General features: G+C 37.3%; 17 protein-coding genes. 5 read left to right on the forward strand and 12 right to left on the reverse strand.

Annotated elements, in window-relative coordinates:
• Positions 1–37: 37 nt before the first annotated feature.
• The 3 genes from AC2CGN_RS10535 to argF form a co-directional block, all read right to left on the reverse strand.
• Complete coding sequence (locus AC2CGN_RS10535; protein ID WP_484513759.1) at positions 38–1369, reverse strand: LLM class flavin-dependent oxidoreductase; 1332 nt, start codon at positions 1367–1369, stop codon at positions 38–40.
• A gap of 175 nt (positions 1370–1544) precedes the next feature.
• Positions 1545–2444 (reverse strand): LysR family transcriptional regulator, encoded by a 900-nt coding sequence (locus AC2CGN_RS10540; RefSeq protein ID WP_484513761.1) that lies wholly within the window; start codon positions 2442–2444, stop codon positions 1545–1547.
• A gap of 333 nt (positions 2445–2777) precedes the next feature.
• On the reverse strand, positions 2778–3743 hold the full coding sequence (gene argF, locus AC2CGN_RS10545; protein ID WP_054770936.1) for an ornithine carbamoyltransferase: 966 nt from the start codon (positions 3741–3743) through the stop codon (positions 2778–2780).
• 231 nt (positions 3744–3974) lie between these two features.
• Here argF and AC2CGN_RS10550 point away from each other — a divergent pair, with 231 nt between their 5' ends.
• The 4 genes from AC2CGN_RS10550 (at position 3975) to AC2CGN_RS10565 (ending at position 6608) form a co-directional block, all read left to right on the forward strand.
• Positions 3975–4427, forward strand: coding sequence for a MarR family winged helix-turn-helix transcriptional regulator (locus AC2CGN_RS10550; protein WP_286924582.1), 453 nt, complete (start codon positions 3975–3977; stop codon positions 4425–4427).
• 13 nt (positions 4428–4440) lie between these two features.
• Positions 4441–5439 carry a serine hydrolase domain-containing protein gene (locus AC2CGN_RS10555; RefSeq protein WP_484513764.1) on the forward strand — a complete coding sequence of 333 codons (999 nt, stop codon included), beginning with the start codon at positions 4441–4443 and terminating at the stop codon, positions 5437–5439.
• Positions 5440–5752: 313 nt separating this feature from the next.
• A complete protein-coding gene (locus AC2CGN_RS10560; protein ID WP_429982715.1) occupies positions 5753–5911 on the forward strand; it encodes a hypothetical protein in 159 nt (52 codons plus the stop codon).
• A gap of 379 nt (positions 5912–6290) precedes the next feature.
• The gene (locus AC2CGN_RS10565; RefSeq protein ID WP_429982716.1) at positions 6291–6608 is read left to right on the forward strand and encodes a hypothetical protein; all 318 of its coding nucleotides are present in this window, start codon (positions 6291–6293) and stop codon (positions 6606–6608) included.
• 182 nt (positions 6609–6790) lie between these two features.
• Here the strand turns inward: AC2CGN_RS10565 and AC2CGN_RS10570 are convergent, their stop codons facing one another.
• The gene (locus AC2CGN_RS10570; protein WP_286924586.1) at positions 6791–7879 is read right to left on the reverse strand and encodes a M42 family metallopeptidase; all 1089 of its coding nucleotides are present in this window, start codon (positions 7877–7879) and stop codon (positions 6791–6793) included.
• Positions 7880–7973: 94 nt separating this feature from the next.
• Complete coding sequence (locus tag AC2CGN_RS10575; RefSeq protein WP_429982717.1) at positions 7974–8459, reverse strand: dUTP diphosphatase; 486 nt, start codon at positions 8457–8459, stop codon at positions 7974–7976.
• Between the two features lie 102 nt (positions 8460–8561).
• Between AC2CGN_RS10575 and AC2CGN_RS10580 the strand changes: the two genes are divergently transcribed.
• On the forward strand, positions 8562–8957 hold the full coding sequence (locus tag AC2CGN_RS10580) for a sigma-w pathway protein ysdB (protein ID WP_286924588.1): 396 nt from the start codon (positions 8562–8564) through the stop codon (positions 8955–8957).
• A 42-nt stretch (positions 8958–8999) separates the two neighbouring features.
• Here AC2CGN_RS10580 and AC2CGN_RS10585 read toward each other — a convergent pair whose 3' ends face one another.
• The 7 genes from AC2CGN_RS10585 to AC2CGN_RS10615 form a co-directional block, all read right to left on the reverse strand.
• Entirely contained in the window at positions 9000–9260 is a 261-nt protein-coding gene (locus AC2CGN_RS10585; protein ID WP_054770910.1) for a DUF1294 domain-containing protein, read from the reverse strand.
• Between the two features lie 135 nt (positions 9261–9395).
• On the reverse strand, positions 9396–9755 hold the full coding sequence (rplT, locus tag AC2CGN_RS10590) for a 50S ribosomal protein L20 (protein WP_025114500.1): 360 nt from the start codon (positions 9753–9755) through the stop codon (positions 9396–9398).
• 57 nt (positions 9756–9812) lie between these two features.
• The gene (rpmI, locus tag AC2CGN_RS10595; RefSeq protein ID WP_004226312.1) at positions 9813–10013 is read right to left on the reverse strand and encodes a 50S ribosomal protein L35; all 201 of its coding nucleotides are present in this window, start codon (positions 10011–10013) and stop codon (positions 9813–9815) included.
• A gap of 31 nt (positions 10014–10044) precedes the next feature.
• Complete coding sequence (gene infC / locus AC2CGN_RS10600) at positions 10045–10548, reverse strand: translation initiation factor IF-3 (protein ID WP_016994853.1); 504 nt, start codon at positions 10546–10548, stop codon at positions 10045–10047.
• Positions 10549–10959: 411 nt separating this feature from the next.
• Positions 10960–12891: a threonine--tRNA ligase gene (gene thrS, locus AC2CGN_RS10605; RefSeq protein WP_484513770.1), complete on the reverse strand. Its 1932-nt coding sequence runs from the start codon at positions 12889–12891 to the stop codon at positions 10960–10962.
• Positions 12892–13246: 355 nt separating this feature from the next.
• Positions 13247–14176 carry a primosomal protein DnaI gene (dnaI, locus tag AC2CGN_RS10610; protein ID WP_429986732.1) on the reverse strand — a complete coding sequence of 310 codons (930 nt, stop codon included), beginning with the start codon at positions 14174–14176 and terminating at the stop codon, positions 13247–13249.
• Positions 14177–14199: 23 nt separating this feature from the next.
• Positions 14200–15552, reverse strand: coding sequence for a replication initiation and membrane attachment family protein (locus AC2CGN_RS10615; protein WP_484513772.1), 1353 nt, complete (start codon positions 15550–15552; stop codon positions 14200–14202).
• Between the last annotated feature and the right edge of the window lie 17 nt (positions 15553–15569).

Raw genomic sequence — 15569 nt, forward strand, 5'->3', positions numbered from 1 at the left:
CCTCCTTAACTTTTTATTCAGATCAATTTTCTAGGTTTTAAGAGACAGTATGTTTGACATAACGGCTTTCCTTAAACGGTAAACCTAAATTGCCACGTAATGTATCCGCCTCATACTCTTCACGATAAAGCCCTCTTGCTTGTAAAATTGGTACAACCTTATCTATAAAATCGTCAAGTGCCCAAGGTACAGTTACAGCAATAATAAAGCCATCCGCTGCCTCCTTTTCAAACCATTCCTGCACTAGATCAGCGACTTGCTCGGCTGTTCCGAAGAAAGCTGTTTTTGGTGTTGCCTCACGTAAAGCAACTTGTCGTAATGTCAGTCCTTCTTGTTTGGCATATTTTTTTATATAATCGGTTGTACTTCTAAAGCTATTAGCTCCTATATCACCAAGCTCTGGGAATGGAGCATCCACATCATACTGTGTAAAATCATGATGATCAAAGTATCGTCCTAAATAAGCAAGTGCACGTTCTATGGATACCAGCTCCACGATTTCCTGATATTTAGCTTCAGCCTCCTCCAGCGTTTCACCAATAATCGGAGATATTCCTGGGAAGATTTTAATTTCCTGTGGATTACGTCCAAATGCAATAGCCTCTGTCTTAACCCTTTGATAAAATTTCTGTGCCTCATCTAAAGATACACCATGTGTAAAAATTGCATCTGCATCCTTAGCTGCTAAACGGATACCTGCATCAGACGAGCCAGCCTGAAAAATAACAGGCTGACCTTGCCTAGAGCGTGCAATATTAAGTGGTCCCTGTACAGAAAAATATTGCCCCTTATGGTGTAAGGTATGTAGTTTATGTGGATCAAAAAACACATCCTGTTCTACATCTGCAATAAAAGCATCATCGTCCCATGAATCCCATAAGCCCTTAGCCACTTCTAAATATTCTTCGGCAATTTGATAGCGCTCTGCGTGACTAGGATGCTGTTCTATAGTTCTATTGTAGTTTAAGGCAGTGCTTTCTAAAGGAGTTGTCACAACATTCCATCCAGCACGTCCCCCACTTATATGATCCAATGAGGCAAATTGACGTGCAACTGTAAAAGGTTCACTGTAGGAGGTAGATACTGTGCCAACTAGCCCAATGTTTTTTGTTGCTACTGCTAATGCTGATAAAATAGTTATTGGCTCAAAGCGATTTAAAAAATGAGGAATTGATTTTTCGTTGATAAACAAGCCATCTGCAATAAACACTACATCAAATTTCCCTTGCTCTGCCTTTTGTGCCTGCTGGATGTAAAATGGTAGGCTTACACTTTGATTACTTGCTACCTTTGGATGACGCCAGCCTGAAATATTACCACCTACACCGTGAATAATTGCTCCAAATCGAATTTTGTCCTGTCTCACCATATTCATTTCCTCCTCAAACTTTATTTTTACTAAACATAGTGGTTAAGTATGTTTTTAATAAAAAAAATAATACTCCATAAATCAATTAGGGTTGAGGAAGATATTACAGCTCAACGCTGCAATATGCAATAGGCTACATAATAGAAAAAAATTTACTGTTTGATAAAATATTTTATCAATCTATTTTTTCATAGCTATTTTCAAATTGCTCAGCAGTTTCTATTACCTTTTCCCAAAAGGCTGGAGCTAGTGTATCCTTATTGTTATAAGTTAAAAAAATATGTTGATTCATATCCAGTAAGTGCTTGACATCAATCTCTACAAACTCACCACTTTCAAGCTCCTTTTTTACACAGAGATGCGGTAAAAAACTCATATATCCTTGCGTCCGAATAAATTCTTTCGCTACTTCTAAATGATCTGTACGCACTTCAATATTTGCAGTGACGCCCTCCACCTCAAATAGCTTATGAACATAATTCCAATCAAAGGCCCCACATTCAAAAAACACCATTTTTTGCTGAGCTAGTTCTCTTACTTTAATTAGCGTATTGTGCTGAAAAGAATGTTCGCGATGCATCACGAGTTTAACAGCATTATTTAATAATAGCTCATTGCTAATCCCTTCTCGATGCACATATTGGATAAGGCCAAAATGGATTTGATGACTTTGTAGCTTTTCTAATATTATATTTGTTGACCCCGTAACAATTTGAAAGCGTAAATGCGGATAGTTTTCCTTCCATTTTGGTAAAGCGTACGCTAAAAAATATTGGGCTGTCACTCCATTAGTACCAATGCACACTTCATCCGTCTCCTGAGTTTCCTCTAACTGCTTTTTTCCCTGTTGGAAGGTTTGCACAATTTGTGTCGCGAATGGTAAAAAATCCTTGCCCTTATCTGATAAAATTACACTTCGCCCATCTCGATGAAATAATTCAACATTTAGTTCTCGTTCTAATGATTTAATACGGGCAGTTACAGTCGGCTGAGATAAAAATAACGCATTAGCAGCCTTATGGATACTTTTATAATGCACGACATATAAAAATGCCTCGATATGATCGATATTCATTTGAAGCCCTCCCCTAATTATTTATTTATCCCATTATATAGATAAATACTTTTATTCTCTATAATAAGATTGGAAAACTAGGTAATATGCTTGTTTGATTTGCAATGAAACAGAGATATCACAAAAATAACACAACAAAAAAGTAACCTAGCGTCTCCCAGGTTACTTTACTATGTAGCGATGTGGCCATCCATCTTGACAACGTACATCGCGCGTGGTTTACATCCCTCTGTCTGTAGACCACTGTTATGTTATTCACATTGACACCCTCTGTTATTAATGTGAACTCTGTATATATCGTACTTCTCAACCCGAGAAGCATATGTCAAAAATTTAAGCTAAAATAGATGCAAGGACTGCTTTTTGTGCATGTAGTCTGTTTTCTGCTTGCTCAAAGATGTAAGAATTGGGGCCATCAATAACAGATGTCGCTACTTCCTCTTCACGATGTGCAGGTAAGCAGTGTAAAAACATATAATTTGGCTTTGCATAGGAAACAAGTTCATCATTAATTTGATAACCCGCAAAGTCTTGAAGACGTTTTGCTGCTTCTTCTTCTTGTCCCATGGATGTCCAAACATCTGCATATACTACATCTGCATTTAACACCGCTTCTACTGGATCATTTGTGATTGTAATGGTACTGCCATTTGCCGCTGCGATAGCTTGTGCTTTTGCGATAACCTCTGTATCACATTCATAGCCAACAGGCGTTGCCACTGCCACGTTCATTCCTACATGTGCAGAAGCGACTACTAATGAGTGCGCCACGTTGTTGCCATCTCCAACATATGCAATTTTAAGTCCTTTTAGTTCACCTTTATTCTCAGCGATTGTTTCTAAATCCGCCAATGCCTGACATGGGTGATAAATATCTGTTAGTCCATTAATAACTGGGATAGTTGCATGCTCGGCAAGCTCCTTCACCATAGCATGGGAATTTGCTCGAATCATAATACCATCTAAATAGCCTGACAGTACGTGTGCTGTATCATAGATTGATTCACCACGTCCAATCTGCAAATCACGCGCATGCATAAACATACCTTTTCCGCCCAATTGATTCATGCCTACCTCAAAAGAAATACGAGTACGAGTTGAATGTTTTTCAAAAATCATGCCAAGTGTTTTACCTTCTAATAGCCTTGGACATTTTCCTTCTTTTGTTATAATTTTCAGTTGTGTTGCTAATTCCACTAACTGCTGAACCTCTTCACTTGTATAATCTAACAAAGTTAGTAGGTCTTTACCCTTTAAGCTAGACACTAACTTTAACTGTACTTCCTCAAGTAATTTCATAGCCTTCGCTCCTTGTTCTGTTGCTGTTGAAATAAGTATAGCATGCATAAATATAAAATCAACTGAATTTTTATGTTTATTTTCAAAAATTAGAAATTGACAATAAAATATGTCAAAAATGCGTCTTTTTGAATATTTATGCATATTTCTATTTTCATTCTAAAAATATTTGTATTATCATTAATCTGCATTTATAATTAATATACATTAACTATTTAGGTGGTGAAATAAATGGAGAAAGAGCTTATGCAACTTGTAAAAGAGCTGAACCAAATAGAATATGAAACAAATGTAATGCTAACAGAAGAATTCTCCACCCTGTTAGACGAAACGTTAACTACAAAGCAAGCACTATTCTTAAGTCTTCTTCAAACACATGGTCCCTTGCAAACCTTCGAATTAGCAAAACTGATGGGAACATCTGCTAGTGCTGTTAGTCAATTAGTAGGAAGATTGGAACAGGAGGGCTTTATAAAAAGATCCATAAGTAAAAAGGATCGTAGAGAAATCATTATCGAGTTGGATACGAGAGGTCATGATTATTTTCAGAAGCAGGAAGAAATTGAGCTAGCCATTATCAATAAATACTATTCACAGCTCTCTAAAGGAGATTTGCTGCAATTAAAAGAAATATTCATGAAATTACATGCTATTGTCTCTAATGCACAAAAAAATAGCGATTAAGGGAGGAATATTTGTGAATTTAAATGATTTAAAAAAGGATATTTTTAAAATTGCTTATCCTTACATAAAGCCTCGTCCGAATGTAACCTTATCCATTGGTGTTATTTGTCGTGAACAAGACGCTACTTTTATATTCAACGGCTCAAATGTCACATATGATAAAAAGCCCTATATCTATGAAATTGGGTCAATCTCTAAAGTTTTAACAACATCCTTGTTTGGGGAAATGATTCAAGAAGGAATCGTGAAGGTTGAAGACTCTATCGGCAAATATTTTTCTGCAATTCCCAATAATCACCCTGTTACTTTGAGGCATCTGGCAAATCATACATCTGGTCTACCGGGAATAGGTGTACTGAAGAACATCTATAATCTTTTTGATAAACAAACACCTCGTGACCCTTTTTGTCCCTACTCATTGAATGAGACCATACATTATTTTAAAACCCATACATATGAGCCTAAAGCTAAGTTTAGGTATTCTAATGTGGGTATGGGGTTTTTAGGATATTTATTAGCAAATGAACTTCATACTGACTTTGAAACAGCTATCACACGTAGAATCGTAGAGCCTTTAAATTTAACCAACACCTTTATTTCTATCCCCTCCTCTAAAGAAGATGCCATATTAGAGGGTTACTCTGTTCGTGGACATAACAAGCCTCCACTTCAAATGAATGAATTTATGGCAGCGGGAGCTATTCGATCCACAGTTGATGATTTATTAAAATTTATAAAAATACATGTTGGCAATCAAAATTCAGGCTATCAATTAACACACCAAGCTACCCATACTATTTCAAAAGATATAAGCATCGGACTAGGATGGTTGCTTGAAGACGATATTTTTTGGCATAACGGGTCAACGAAAGGCTTCTCTAGTTATCTAGGATTTAATAAAAAACAGCAAACAGGTGTCGTGATTTTATCCAATTATCGATCCCCTATACTAGCAACAAATCCTGTTCATATGGGGAAAGATATCTTACAGCTTTTACAAAATTCTTTATAGAGAAAATGGGGTGTTTCTTGAATGGAATAAAAGGAATACCCTATTCTACACAAGAACACTCTTGTAGCTCCTATACATAGCGTGAACCTGTCAATTCCTTCACTCATTCTCAATCTCGTTAATGGCTTCAGAAGCTAGCTATGGTTCTTGTCATAAGCAATGTACACAAGCTGTTACTTTAGTTCATGTAACGATCAATATTACTCGTTAGATACTTTCCATTTACCTACCAATTAATACTCCACTATGTTACGATTTCTATAAGGGTTAGTTTTCAATCAGTTAAGACAAGGGCAATTTTGGAGGTTAATAGATGCAAAGTTTTTTAGTTTATGCTCTATTACTAATCTTAATTTTTATTGCAATGGTTAACTCTTGGGGAGACTCCTCTAAAACGGTATGGTATGTAATAGCATTTACAAGTATTATCTGCTTAATAATTGTGAAAACAATTGAACGAAAAAGACACTGAATAATAGGGCAATTATCGCCTATAAGCATCAGTCAATATCATAGATATTCCCTACACCACTATTTGTGAATTCTCTACACTTTAACAAAGGAACGGTCAACAAAATGGCAGGCAAAAAAACGAAAAGAGGGTCATGTATGATAAAGAAAAACATTCGATTTGCGTTGTTATTTTTCATAGTAACAATTGGATGTAAATTAATTTTTCAAAATGACATTAAGTGGGGAGAAACTATAACAATCACAATTTTAATATTTCTGTTTGCACTGTTGTATGATTGGTCAAATATCCCCTATAAATGGAAGAAACAACAATAGAGTTATAGTTATACCATGAATTCCCTTATTAGATATAGGAATAAATGAAAGGAGATTACAGTATGGAATTATTCACGGAATTTATAGGTATTATTCTACCCATTGCAATAATTGGAGGAATTGCGGTCTTTGTTGTTAAAAGGCTTGAGCAAAAACATAAGCAGGGGAAATTAGGTAAGAAAAAATCAAAAGGCGCACAAAATTTATTAAATAGTTTAATACCACTAGGAATGCTTGTTGGTTGTGCAATTGGTTTGATTCTTAGCATGTTTTTCTCCATTTCATTATTATCTTCAATAAGTTTTGGTTCAGGAATAGGCTTACTACTTGGCTATTTTGCTTATGAAATTTATGGCAATAGAGAGGAAAATTATTCATAAGAAACTTTATTCCTTAATAGGCCACTAAATAAGAGTTTGACTTGACTTGTGTTTTTGATTAATCTTCATAATCGCAAGTCCTTTTTTATTCTTTTACAAAAAATAAAGCGAGTTATTTGGTCTTGAAATCGTGAAAAAAGCCTCCTAACATTTTGTTAGAAGGCTAAACCCTATTAGCAGTATCAGTCAAAAATAATTTGATTAACTGCATCTCTATCTAATTTTTTTATAACTTCTACCACTAATTTTACGGCATTATCATAATCATCACGATGTAGAATACCTGCATGTGAGTGGATATAGCGTGTTGCAATACCGATTGATAATGCAGGTATACCATTAGCTGTTACGTGTATAGAGCCTGCGTCTGTACCGCCACCAGCCATTGTCTCGAATTGATAGGGAATATTATGCTCGTCAGCCACATCTAATACGAATTCGCGTAAGCCACGATGGGATACCATTGATGCATCATAGACAACAATTTGTGGACCAGCGCCCATTTTACTTGTTGATTCCTTCGCTGTTACCCCTGGCGTGTCCCCAGCAACACCTACATCGACAGCAAAGCCAATATCAGGCTGGATTTTATGAGTCGCCGTTTTCGCACCACGTAGACCGACTTCCTCTTGTACATTCCCTACGGAGTATAGGATGTTAGGATGTTTTTCATTTTGTAACGCTTTCATAACATCAATAGCAATTGCACAGCCAATACGGTTATCCCATGCCTTTGCTAAAAGATACTTGTCGTTTTTCATAACATTAAATTCAAAATATGGTGTTACCATATCACCAGGACGCACGCCCCATTCAACCACTTCTTCCTTAGAAGCTGCACCCACATCAATAAACATATCTTTAATGTCTACTACTTTGTTTCGTACATCTGCTGGTAAAATATGTGGTGGCTTTGAACCAATTACCCCGATGATTTCATCACCTTTACGAGTTGTAATTGTCACACGCTGTGCAAGCATTACCTGGCTCCACCAGCCACCTACAGTTTGGAATTTAATAAATCCTTTATCATCAATTTGTGTAACCATGAAGCCAACTTCATCTAAATGCCCTGCCACCATAATTTTTGGACCATTTTCATCGCCCACTTTTTTTGCGATAACACTACCTAAGTTATCTGTTTCTACTGAGTCTGCATATGGTGCAATGTATTTTTTCATGACCTCGCGTGGTGCACGTTCATTCCCTGCTATTCCATTCGCATCCGTTAAATCTTTAAACATTTGTAATGTTGGATCTAGTTGTGTCATCCTTTTGCCTCCTACTTCTAAAATCTTCTCTATTATACTTCGTTTACCGAAATATTCCTAGTATAATCGTCTGAAAATTGATGTATTTCTCACATTAATATCCTGAACGCTGGCGATTATAATTTTCTTCATTCTTTTCTATATACGCTGCCACAACGTCCTCAAAGGTAAAGCCTAAATTATACGCAAGTAAACTATAGCATTGCCAAATCATTAAATATCTATCCTCTGATGGCTGGTGAATAAAGGTTAAAATATAGTCCTGTGTCAATAAGAAAATTTCTGTTAAATTTCGCTTTTCTTGAATTACTGGCCATTTTTCTAGCTTTGTGTAACCCATTAGTAAACCAAGGGATAATATAAAATGAATTGAATCCACATACTCCTCTAAAATAACAGAACGAGCTGAGGGTCCCTTTGTACTCCAAAATTTAAAGCAGCGTGTTTCATTAGCTAGTTCTGCTAATTCAACCATTAATGCTAAACCTTTTTCTTTAAAAACATCCTGTTCAATTTTTTGTGTTTTCTCGATAAAATCATCAAGCTCTTGCTGCATTTTAAACAATTGTTGTAAATTCATTTTTTTCTCCTAAATTTCTAAAATAATTTATAAAAAGTGAAACTAATTTCCCCCTTCAATCGTATAGGGAAGAATAACCTTTATTCAAGGGGGAAATAAAACATGTTGCCGTTACTAATTCGACTTGCTGTAATTGCGCTTATAATCTATGTATTTTACAAAGCGATTCGTTATATAACCGATCCTAAGCGAAAACTTGATGAAGCCTATGAAAAAGGCCATTATTATTTTTACGATGATGTTAAAAATGTCCGAAAAAATTTCTTTATATCCTATAAGGGTGCACTTTTTGAAGGTGAAAAATACCTCGGTACTACTGAGGAAGCCTTTGAGGTTGTGACAATTTTCGTTGGTGCTCGTGATGCTGCGACATTGCAGGGCTTCAAAAAAAGTGATTTTGAATATTTACAGCAAGAAATCCTATTGAATTATCCAAGCGCAAAAATTAATTGGAAGCAGCCCATTGAACAGCTTATGCGCAACACATCCTCCTCATGAGGATGTGTTTTTAATTAACGTATTTTTTGTGTCTCCTCACTCTCACCATAGCTGTACAACGATAAAAATTTGAACAGCGGCTAACAGTGGGAAGCCAAAAGCAAAGCTGTTATGGCGTGTTTTATGACGAAACAAATACATTCCCAACACGCCGCCTACTGCCCCTCCAGCAATGGCCAGCGTAAAAAGCGAACGTTCCGCAATTCGCCACTCATGCTTTTTTGCTTTGGATTTATCCATACCCATCATTACGAGCAGTACTATAGAAACAATTGCCATATAGGCTACTAATGCTTGTCCCATTAAAGTCTCCTTTACAAGTGATTTACTACTAATCTAACATAAAAAAGACTGACGGATATATCCATCAGTCTTGAGAAAAATTTTGCACCTGTCGCTTCGCTTTCGGTGCAGAAATACTATTAACTTCGTCAAAAATTATTTAGCAACTGCTTTTTTAGCAGCATCTGCTAATTGAGTGAATGCTGTTGCATCTGTTACAGCTAGATCTGCTAACATTTTACGGTTAACTTCGATACCAGCAACTTTTAAACCGTGCATTAAACGGCTGTAAGAAAGACCGTTCATACGAGCAGCTGCATTGATACGAGTGATCCACAATTTACGGAAATCACGTTTTTTCTGACGACGGTCACGGTATGCATATTGACCTGACTTCATTACTGCTTGGTTAGCAACTTTATATAATGTATGTTTTGAACCATAGTAACCTTTAGCTAATTTTAATACTTTTTTACGACGTTTGCGCGTCACTGTTCCGCCTTTTACGCGTGGCATATGAATTACCTCCTGCTTTTCATTAAAAAATGAATGTTAGTATTTTTTTGTAGTCAATTATTTCATGTAAACAAGTAAAGATTTGATGCGTTTGAAGTCACCAGATGAAACGATGTTTGCTTTACGTAGGTGACGTTTTTGTTTCGTAGATTTGTTTGCGAATAAGTGGCTTCCATAAGCACGGTCGTATTTTAATTTACCTGAACCCGTTTTTTTGAAACGTTTCGCAGCTCCACGGTGAGTTTTCATTTTTGGCATGTCGAATTCCTCCTAAACTGTTCGTCTAATATTATTTCTCGTTCTTTGGTTGAAGAACTAAGAACATGCTTCGGCCTTCCATCTTCGGCTTTTGTTCTACCGTCGATACTTCAGCACAAGCTTCAGCAAAGCGATCTAGCACACGTTGACCAATTTCTTTATGTGTAATCGCACGACCTTTGAAACGTAGGCTACATTTAACTTTATCGCCTTTTTCAAGGAATTTAATCGCATTACGTAACTTCGTTTGGAAATCATGCTCATCGATTGTTGGGCTCAAACGAACCTCTTTCATGACGATGACCTTTTGATTTTTACGAATTTCACGGTCTTTCTTTTGCTGTTCAAACTTAAATTTACCATAGTCCATGATACGAGCGACTGGCGGCTTGGCTTGAGGGGCCACAAGGACAAGATCCAAGTTTACACGAGCGGCGATTTCTAGCGCTTCATTACGTGTCTTTACACCAAGCTGGTCACCATTGTGATCGATTAATCGAAGTTCACGTGCGCGAATGCCTTCGTTTACATACATGTCTTTGCTAATAGTAATCCACCTCCAAGTAATTGTCGCGAATACATGGTTTGGGCAAAGTCTTGCCCGGTTGAACGGTACATCCTCTTGTCATGTCCATAAAAAAAGGACGGACACTTTGAAGATGTCCGCCCGCTATATGTGCATGCGCAAGTCTGCGCAAAACAATTCAACGTGTCATACCTGTTCACAGCCTAGAGCGTTAATCAGGTGAGAAGCGGGCAGCCTCTACTTCAACCACAAACTTTGTATTCATTAACCTTAATTATATTAGCATGTATATAATAAGCTGTCAAATATTTATTTTCTTATCCCTACTAGATTGACCTAGAAAAAAATATTTTATACAAAAGCAAGATTCACTTTATACAGAAACCCTCACTAATACAAGCGAGGGTTTCTTGTGAATGCTTATTTAGTAATTTCTGCTTTTATAGTTGCTAGGAAATCTTCAAAGCTAATTGTTTCAGAATCTTTTGAGCCATAACGACGTACATTCACGCCATTTGCCTCAACTTCTTTATCCCCAATGACAAGCATATACGGGATTTTTTTCATTTGTGCTTCACGAATTTTATAGCCTAATTTTTCTTCACGGTCATCCATTTCTACACGTAAGCCTGCTGCTGTTAATTGCTCTTCAATTTGTTTTGCATAGTCGAAGTGGGCTTCATTCGATACTGGAATCACTTCTACTTGAACTGGCGCTAACCATGTTGGGAATGCGCCTTTATATTCTTCAATTAAGAAGGCTACGAAACGTTCCATTGTTGAAACAACACCACGGTGAATAACTACTGGACGATGTGGCTTTCCATCTTCACCAACGTAAGTTAGATCAAAACGTTCAGGTAATAAGAAATCTAGTTGAACTGTTGATAAAGTCTCTTCTTTACCAATCGCTGTTTTTACTTGTACGTCAAGTTTAGGGCCATAGAACGCAGCCTCACCTTCCGCTTCAAAGTAATCTAAGCCAAGCTCATCCATCGCTTCTTTTAACATGCTTTGTGCTTTTTCCCACATTTCATCATCATCGAAGTATTTCTCTGTATCTGCTGGGTCGCGGTAAGATAAACGGAATGAATAATCATTTAAATCGAAATCTTTATAAACCTCTAAAATTAACTGCACCACTTTTTGGAATTCTGCTTTAATTTGGTCAGGACGAACAAAAATATGGGCATCGTTTAAAGTCATACCACGTACACGTTGTAGGCCAGAAACAGCTCCTGACATTTCATAACGGTGCATTGTACCAAGCTCCGCAATACGCAATGGCAGATTACGATATGAATGCATGCTATTTTTGTACACCATCATATGGTGAGGACAGTTCATTGGTCGCATAATTAATGTTTCATTGTCCATCTCCATTGGTGGGAAAATAGAATCTTGATAGTGATCCCAGTGACCAGAAGTTTGATAAAGCTCTTTTGAACCTAATACTGGTGTATAAACATGCTTATAGCCAAGTGATAATTCTTTATCGACAATATAACGTTCAATGACACGACGAATTGTTGCACCATTTGGCAACCAAAGTGGTAAACCTTGACCTACCTTTTGAGAAGTTGTGAACAGGTCTAATTCTTTCCCAATTTTACGGTGATCACGCTCTTTTGCTTCTTCAAGCATTTGTAGGTGGTGTTTTAATTCCTCTTTTTTGAAGAACGCTGTCCCATAAATACGTTGAAGCATTTTATTATCAGAGCTCCCTCTCCAATAAGCGCCTGCTAAAGATAGAAGTTTGAATTCACGAAGCTTACCAGTGGCTGGTACGTGAATACCACGGCAAAGGTCGAAAAATTCCCCTTGATAATAAATAGAAACTTGCTCATCTTCAGGAATGGCTTCCAGTAATTCTAACTTATATTCGTCGCCAATTTCTTCATAGATTGTTTGAGCCTCAGCACGGCTTACATTTTTGCGTTCTATTTCTAGGTTTTCAGCAATAATTTTTTTCATTTCTTTTTCAATGGCCGGTAAGTCTTCAGCTGTGATTGGTGTAGGTGCATCAATATCATAATAGAAGCCTCCTTCAATAACAGGACCAATACCAAGCTTCACCTCTGGGAATAGACGTTTAATCGCTTGCGCAGTTAAGTGAGCTGTTGAATGTCGTAAAATCTCAAGAGCTTCCTTATCATCTTGTGTAATAATAGCAATTGTTGCGTCCTCTTCAATTGGTGTTTTTAAATCCACTAATACACCATTAATTTTACCCGCATAAGCTTTTTTTCGTAGACCTGGGCTGATTGATAATGCTACGTCATCAGTTGACGTGCCTTTTGCAAATTCCTTTACAGCGCCATCTGGAAAAGTTAATTTAATCATTTCTGACATTTTGTTTGCACTCCTTGCAGTTTTGTTATGATGCATGATGAAGTTTCGGAAACTAAAAAAGCCCCGTCCCTCACAAAAGGGACGAAGCATATGCTCGTGGTTCCACCCTTCTTCCTTCCGACCTTTCATAGTCAGACGAAGCTCAAGGCTAGCTAACGGGCTAGGGACCGGCGAAAGATTATCCCTTTCGCTGCTCAGTAGGTAGTAAATAATGTGCTCTAACTAGGAAGCTTGCAGCCAATGACTTCCCTCTCTAATAAGTTGATACACAAAATTCTTATCCTCATCAATGCATTTTATTAATTATTATATGTGACAGTATACGCTCGATTGTCGTAAAATGCAACTGGCAATGTTACATCCGTCGATTTTTGCCACGCATTTCAATCGGCTCCGTTAAGGCTTTAATACGTTCCATAATCCGTCCTGCTTTAACTACTTCGATATCACCTTTTTGTGATTGTGCTAAATGATGTTCCAATTCATCATAATTAAAATTAGAAGTGATAAAAGTTGGTAATTGCTCGGCCATACGATAATGGAATATAGTTCCCAAAATTTCATCCCTCGTCCAAGTGGTCATCGTTTCGGCTCCTAGGTCATCAAGCATCAGCACAGGTGCCTTTTTCACATAGTCTATTTTTTCATTCAATGTATTATCACCAATGGCATTTTTCATTTCTCGTAAAAATTCTGGCACAAAAACGACTACTGAACGTATTTTGATAGCAGCTAATTCATTAGCCAAGGCACCCAATACAAAGGATTTCCCTACACCAAACTTTCCGTATAAATAATAGCCCTTTGCAGGGAGCTTCCCTGATTCCACAGTAGCCTTGACAAATTGTGCCGCTTTTTGCGCAATCATAACGCGAGATTCGTCGTCAATCATTAAATCTTGAATGGTTGCTTGAAGAACATCTTTGGGCATATGCATACTCGCAATCATATTGGCTACATCCCTGCGCTCATCCTCACGTATTTTTTGATCACAACGCACATAATCCATTTCAACAGTATTTCGAACGACACGTAAAGTTGGAATAAAACCTTTTAAATAGTTTGTACAATGATCTGTATTGTCACAGCCACAGCAAACAGTAGATTGACTTATAAACTCATGAAGCTTCGGTAAATTACGCTCAATGGAATCATAGCTTAACTCATTTGCATGCGCTGCTAAAAAATCTTGCACACGAGGGTTTTCTAAAATTTCTCGACGCATCGCTTCGTAACGCTCTTGAAATGATGGTACATTAACTGCTCTTTTTAATGGTCCATTAATTTGTTCGATTGTCGTTCACCCTCCTATTTATCACTTTTCCCTAGCATTTCTAATATTTTTTTTCGCTCTTTTTCAAAATCCATCGTGCTTGAGGTGCTTTCCTCCTGCTGCTCATTACGCTTGTAAAACCATTCAGGTACCTTCTCTTCACGTTGCTTTCCTGAACGTCCTTTGACATTTTGACTGCTTTTACTCGGTGTCTGGGGTTTATTTTTCCAAGTAGTGTATTTATCATGCTCCTGACGCGCAAGCTCCATTGCTTCCTTAGCAGTTTGAATATTTTTGCGAACCCAATGATCTGCAATCGTCTCTACATACTTTTTAGGTAGCTTCATATCCGTAGTAAGCATTACATATTCTAAAAGAGCATTGACAACTCCTACTGGCATGCCATGCTGAACAATTAAACTTTCAGCAAGTTGGACAGAGGTTTGTAGAGGCTCTTTACCGTTATTAATATCTCGTAGCACTTGAATAGGAGGTGTGGTTTCTAGGTATTGCTGTAGCTCCTGATCCTTTGTTTTATGTCCTGATTCTTCTACAGGGGCTGGCTCATTTACTCGCATCAATTTTGGTGGCTCTTTTGAGACCGTTAGCTTATAAAAATCAGCCGCAGCCTTACGAAGCCGCTCTTGTGAAATGCCCACATCATCATCTAAAGCTAGAATCACTATTTTTTGCATATCTAGTGCAGTTAAATGATACAGGAATGCAAGCTTAGCAATTGTTTCACGAACATCTAATGTAAGTAAACTGGCAGGCACTAATTGCTCAGATAACCCTGCTTTAAGAAGCTCAAAATCAAACTGGTCAAAATAAAACGGATATATTTTTGACTGATTATCCTTGCTACTCTTACTAGCTTGTAAATCATCCGGAATATTTGAATTTACAGGCTTATAAACATCAATAAAAGCCCGAGATACGTCTTTAAATTCAGCATCTCTTGCAGGAGCTATAAAACGCTGTCGCAGCCTCCGATAAGCTTGCTCTCCAATTTTACTAAATAAAAACATGGATAATAGCGGGTCTTTCATAAAACTATCTGCATCAAGTGGACGAATCAGTTCGTATAAAAAGCTTCGTTCTCCCGTATTTTCTTTCTTCCATGTACGTAATAAGCCAATCGCTTCAAGTGCTATTCGTGCCTCAAATATTTTACCAATCGGAAGCCCTAAAACATTCATTAAATAATAATGTGTCATTTGCTGACCTGGCATCTGCTCAGCTTCTGCCCAAAGTGTTAAATAAAGGCTAATCGGCTCTGCCCCAGTTAATGGCTGATAAAATAATGTTACTAATTGACGTTCCTGTGTAGAAAGTGCATGAGGTAAACGAATGTCAAAAGAATCAGCAGGCTGTAATTCCTTATACAAATGTATCAACGACATTC

The organism is Lysinibacillus sp. DFXJR4, from assembly GCF_057196045.1.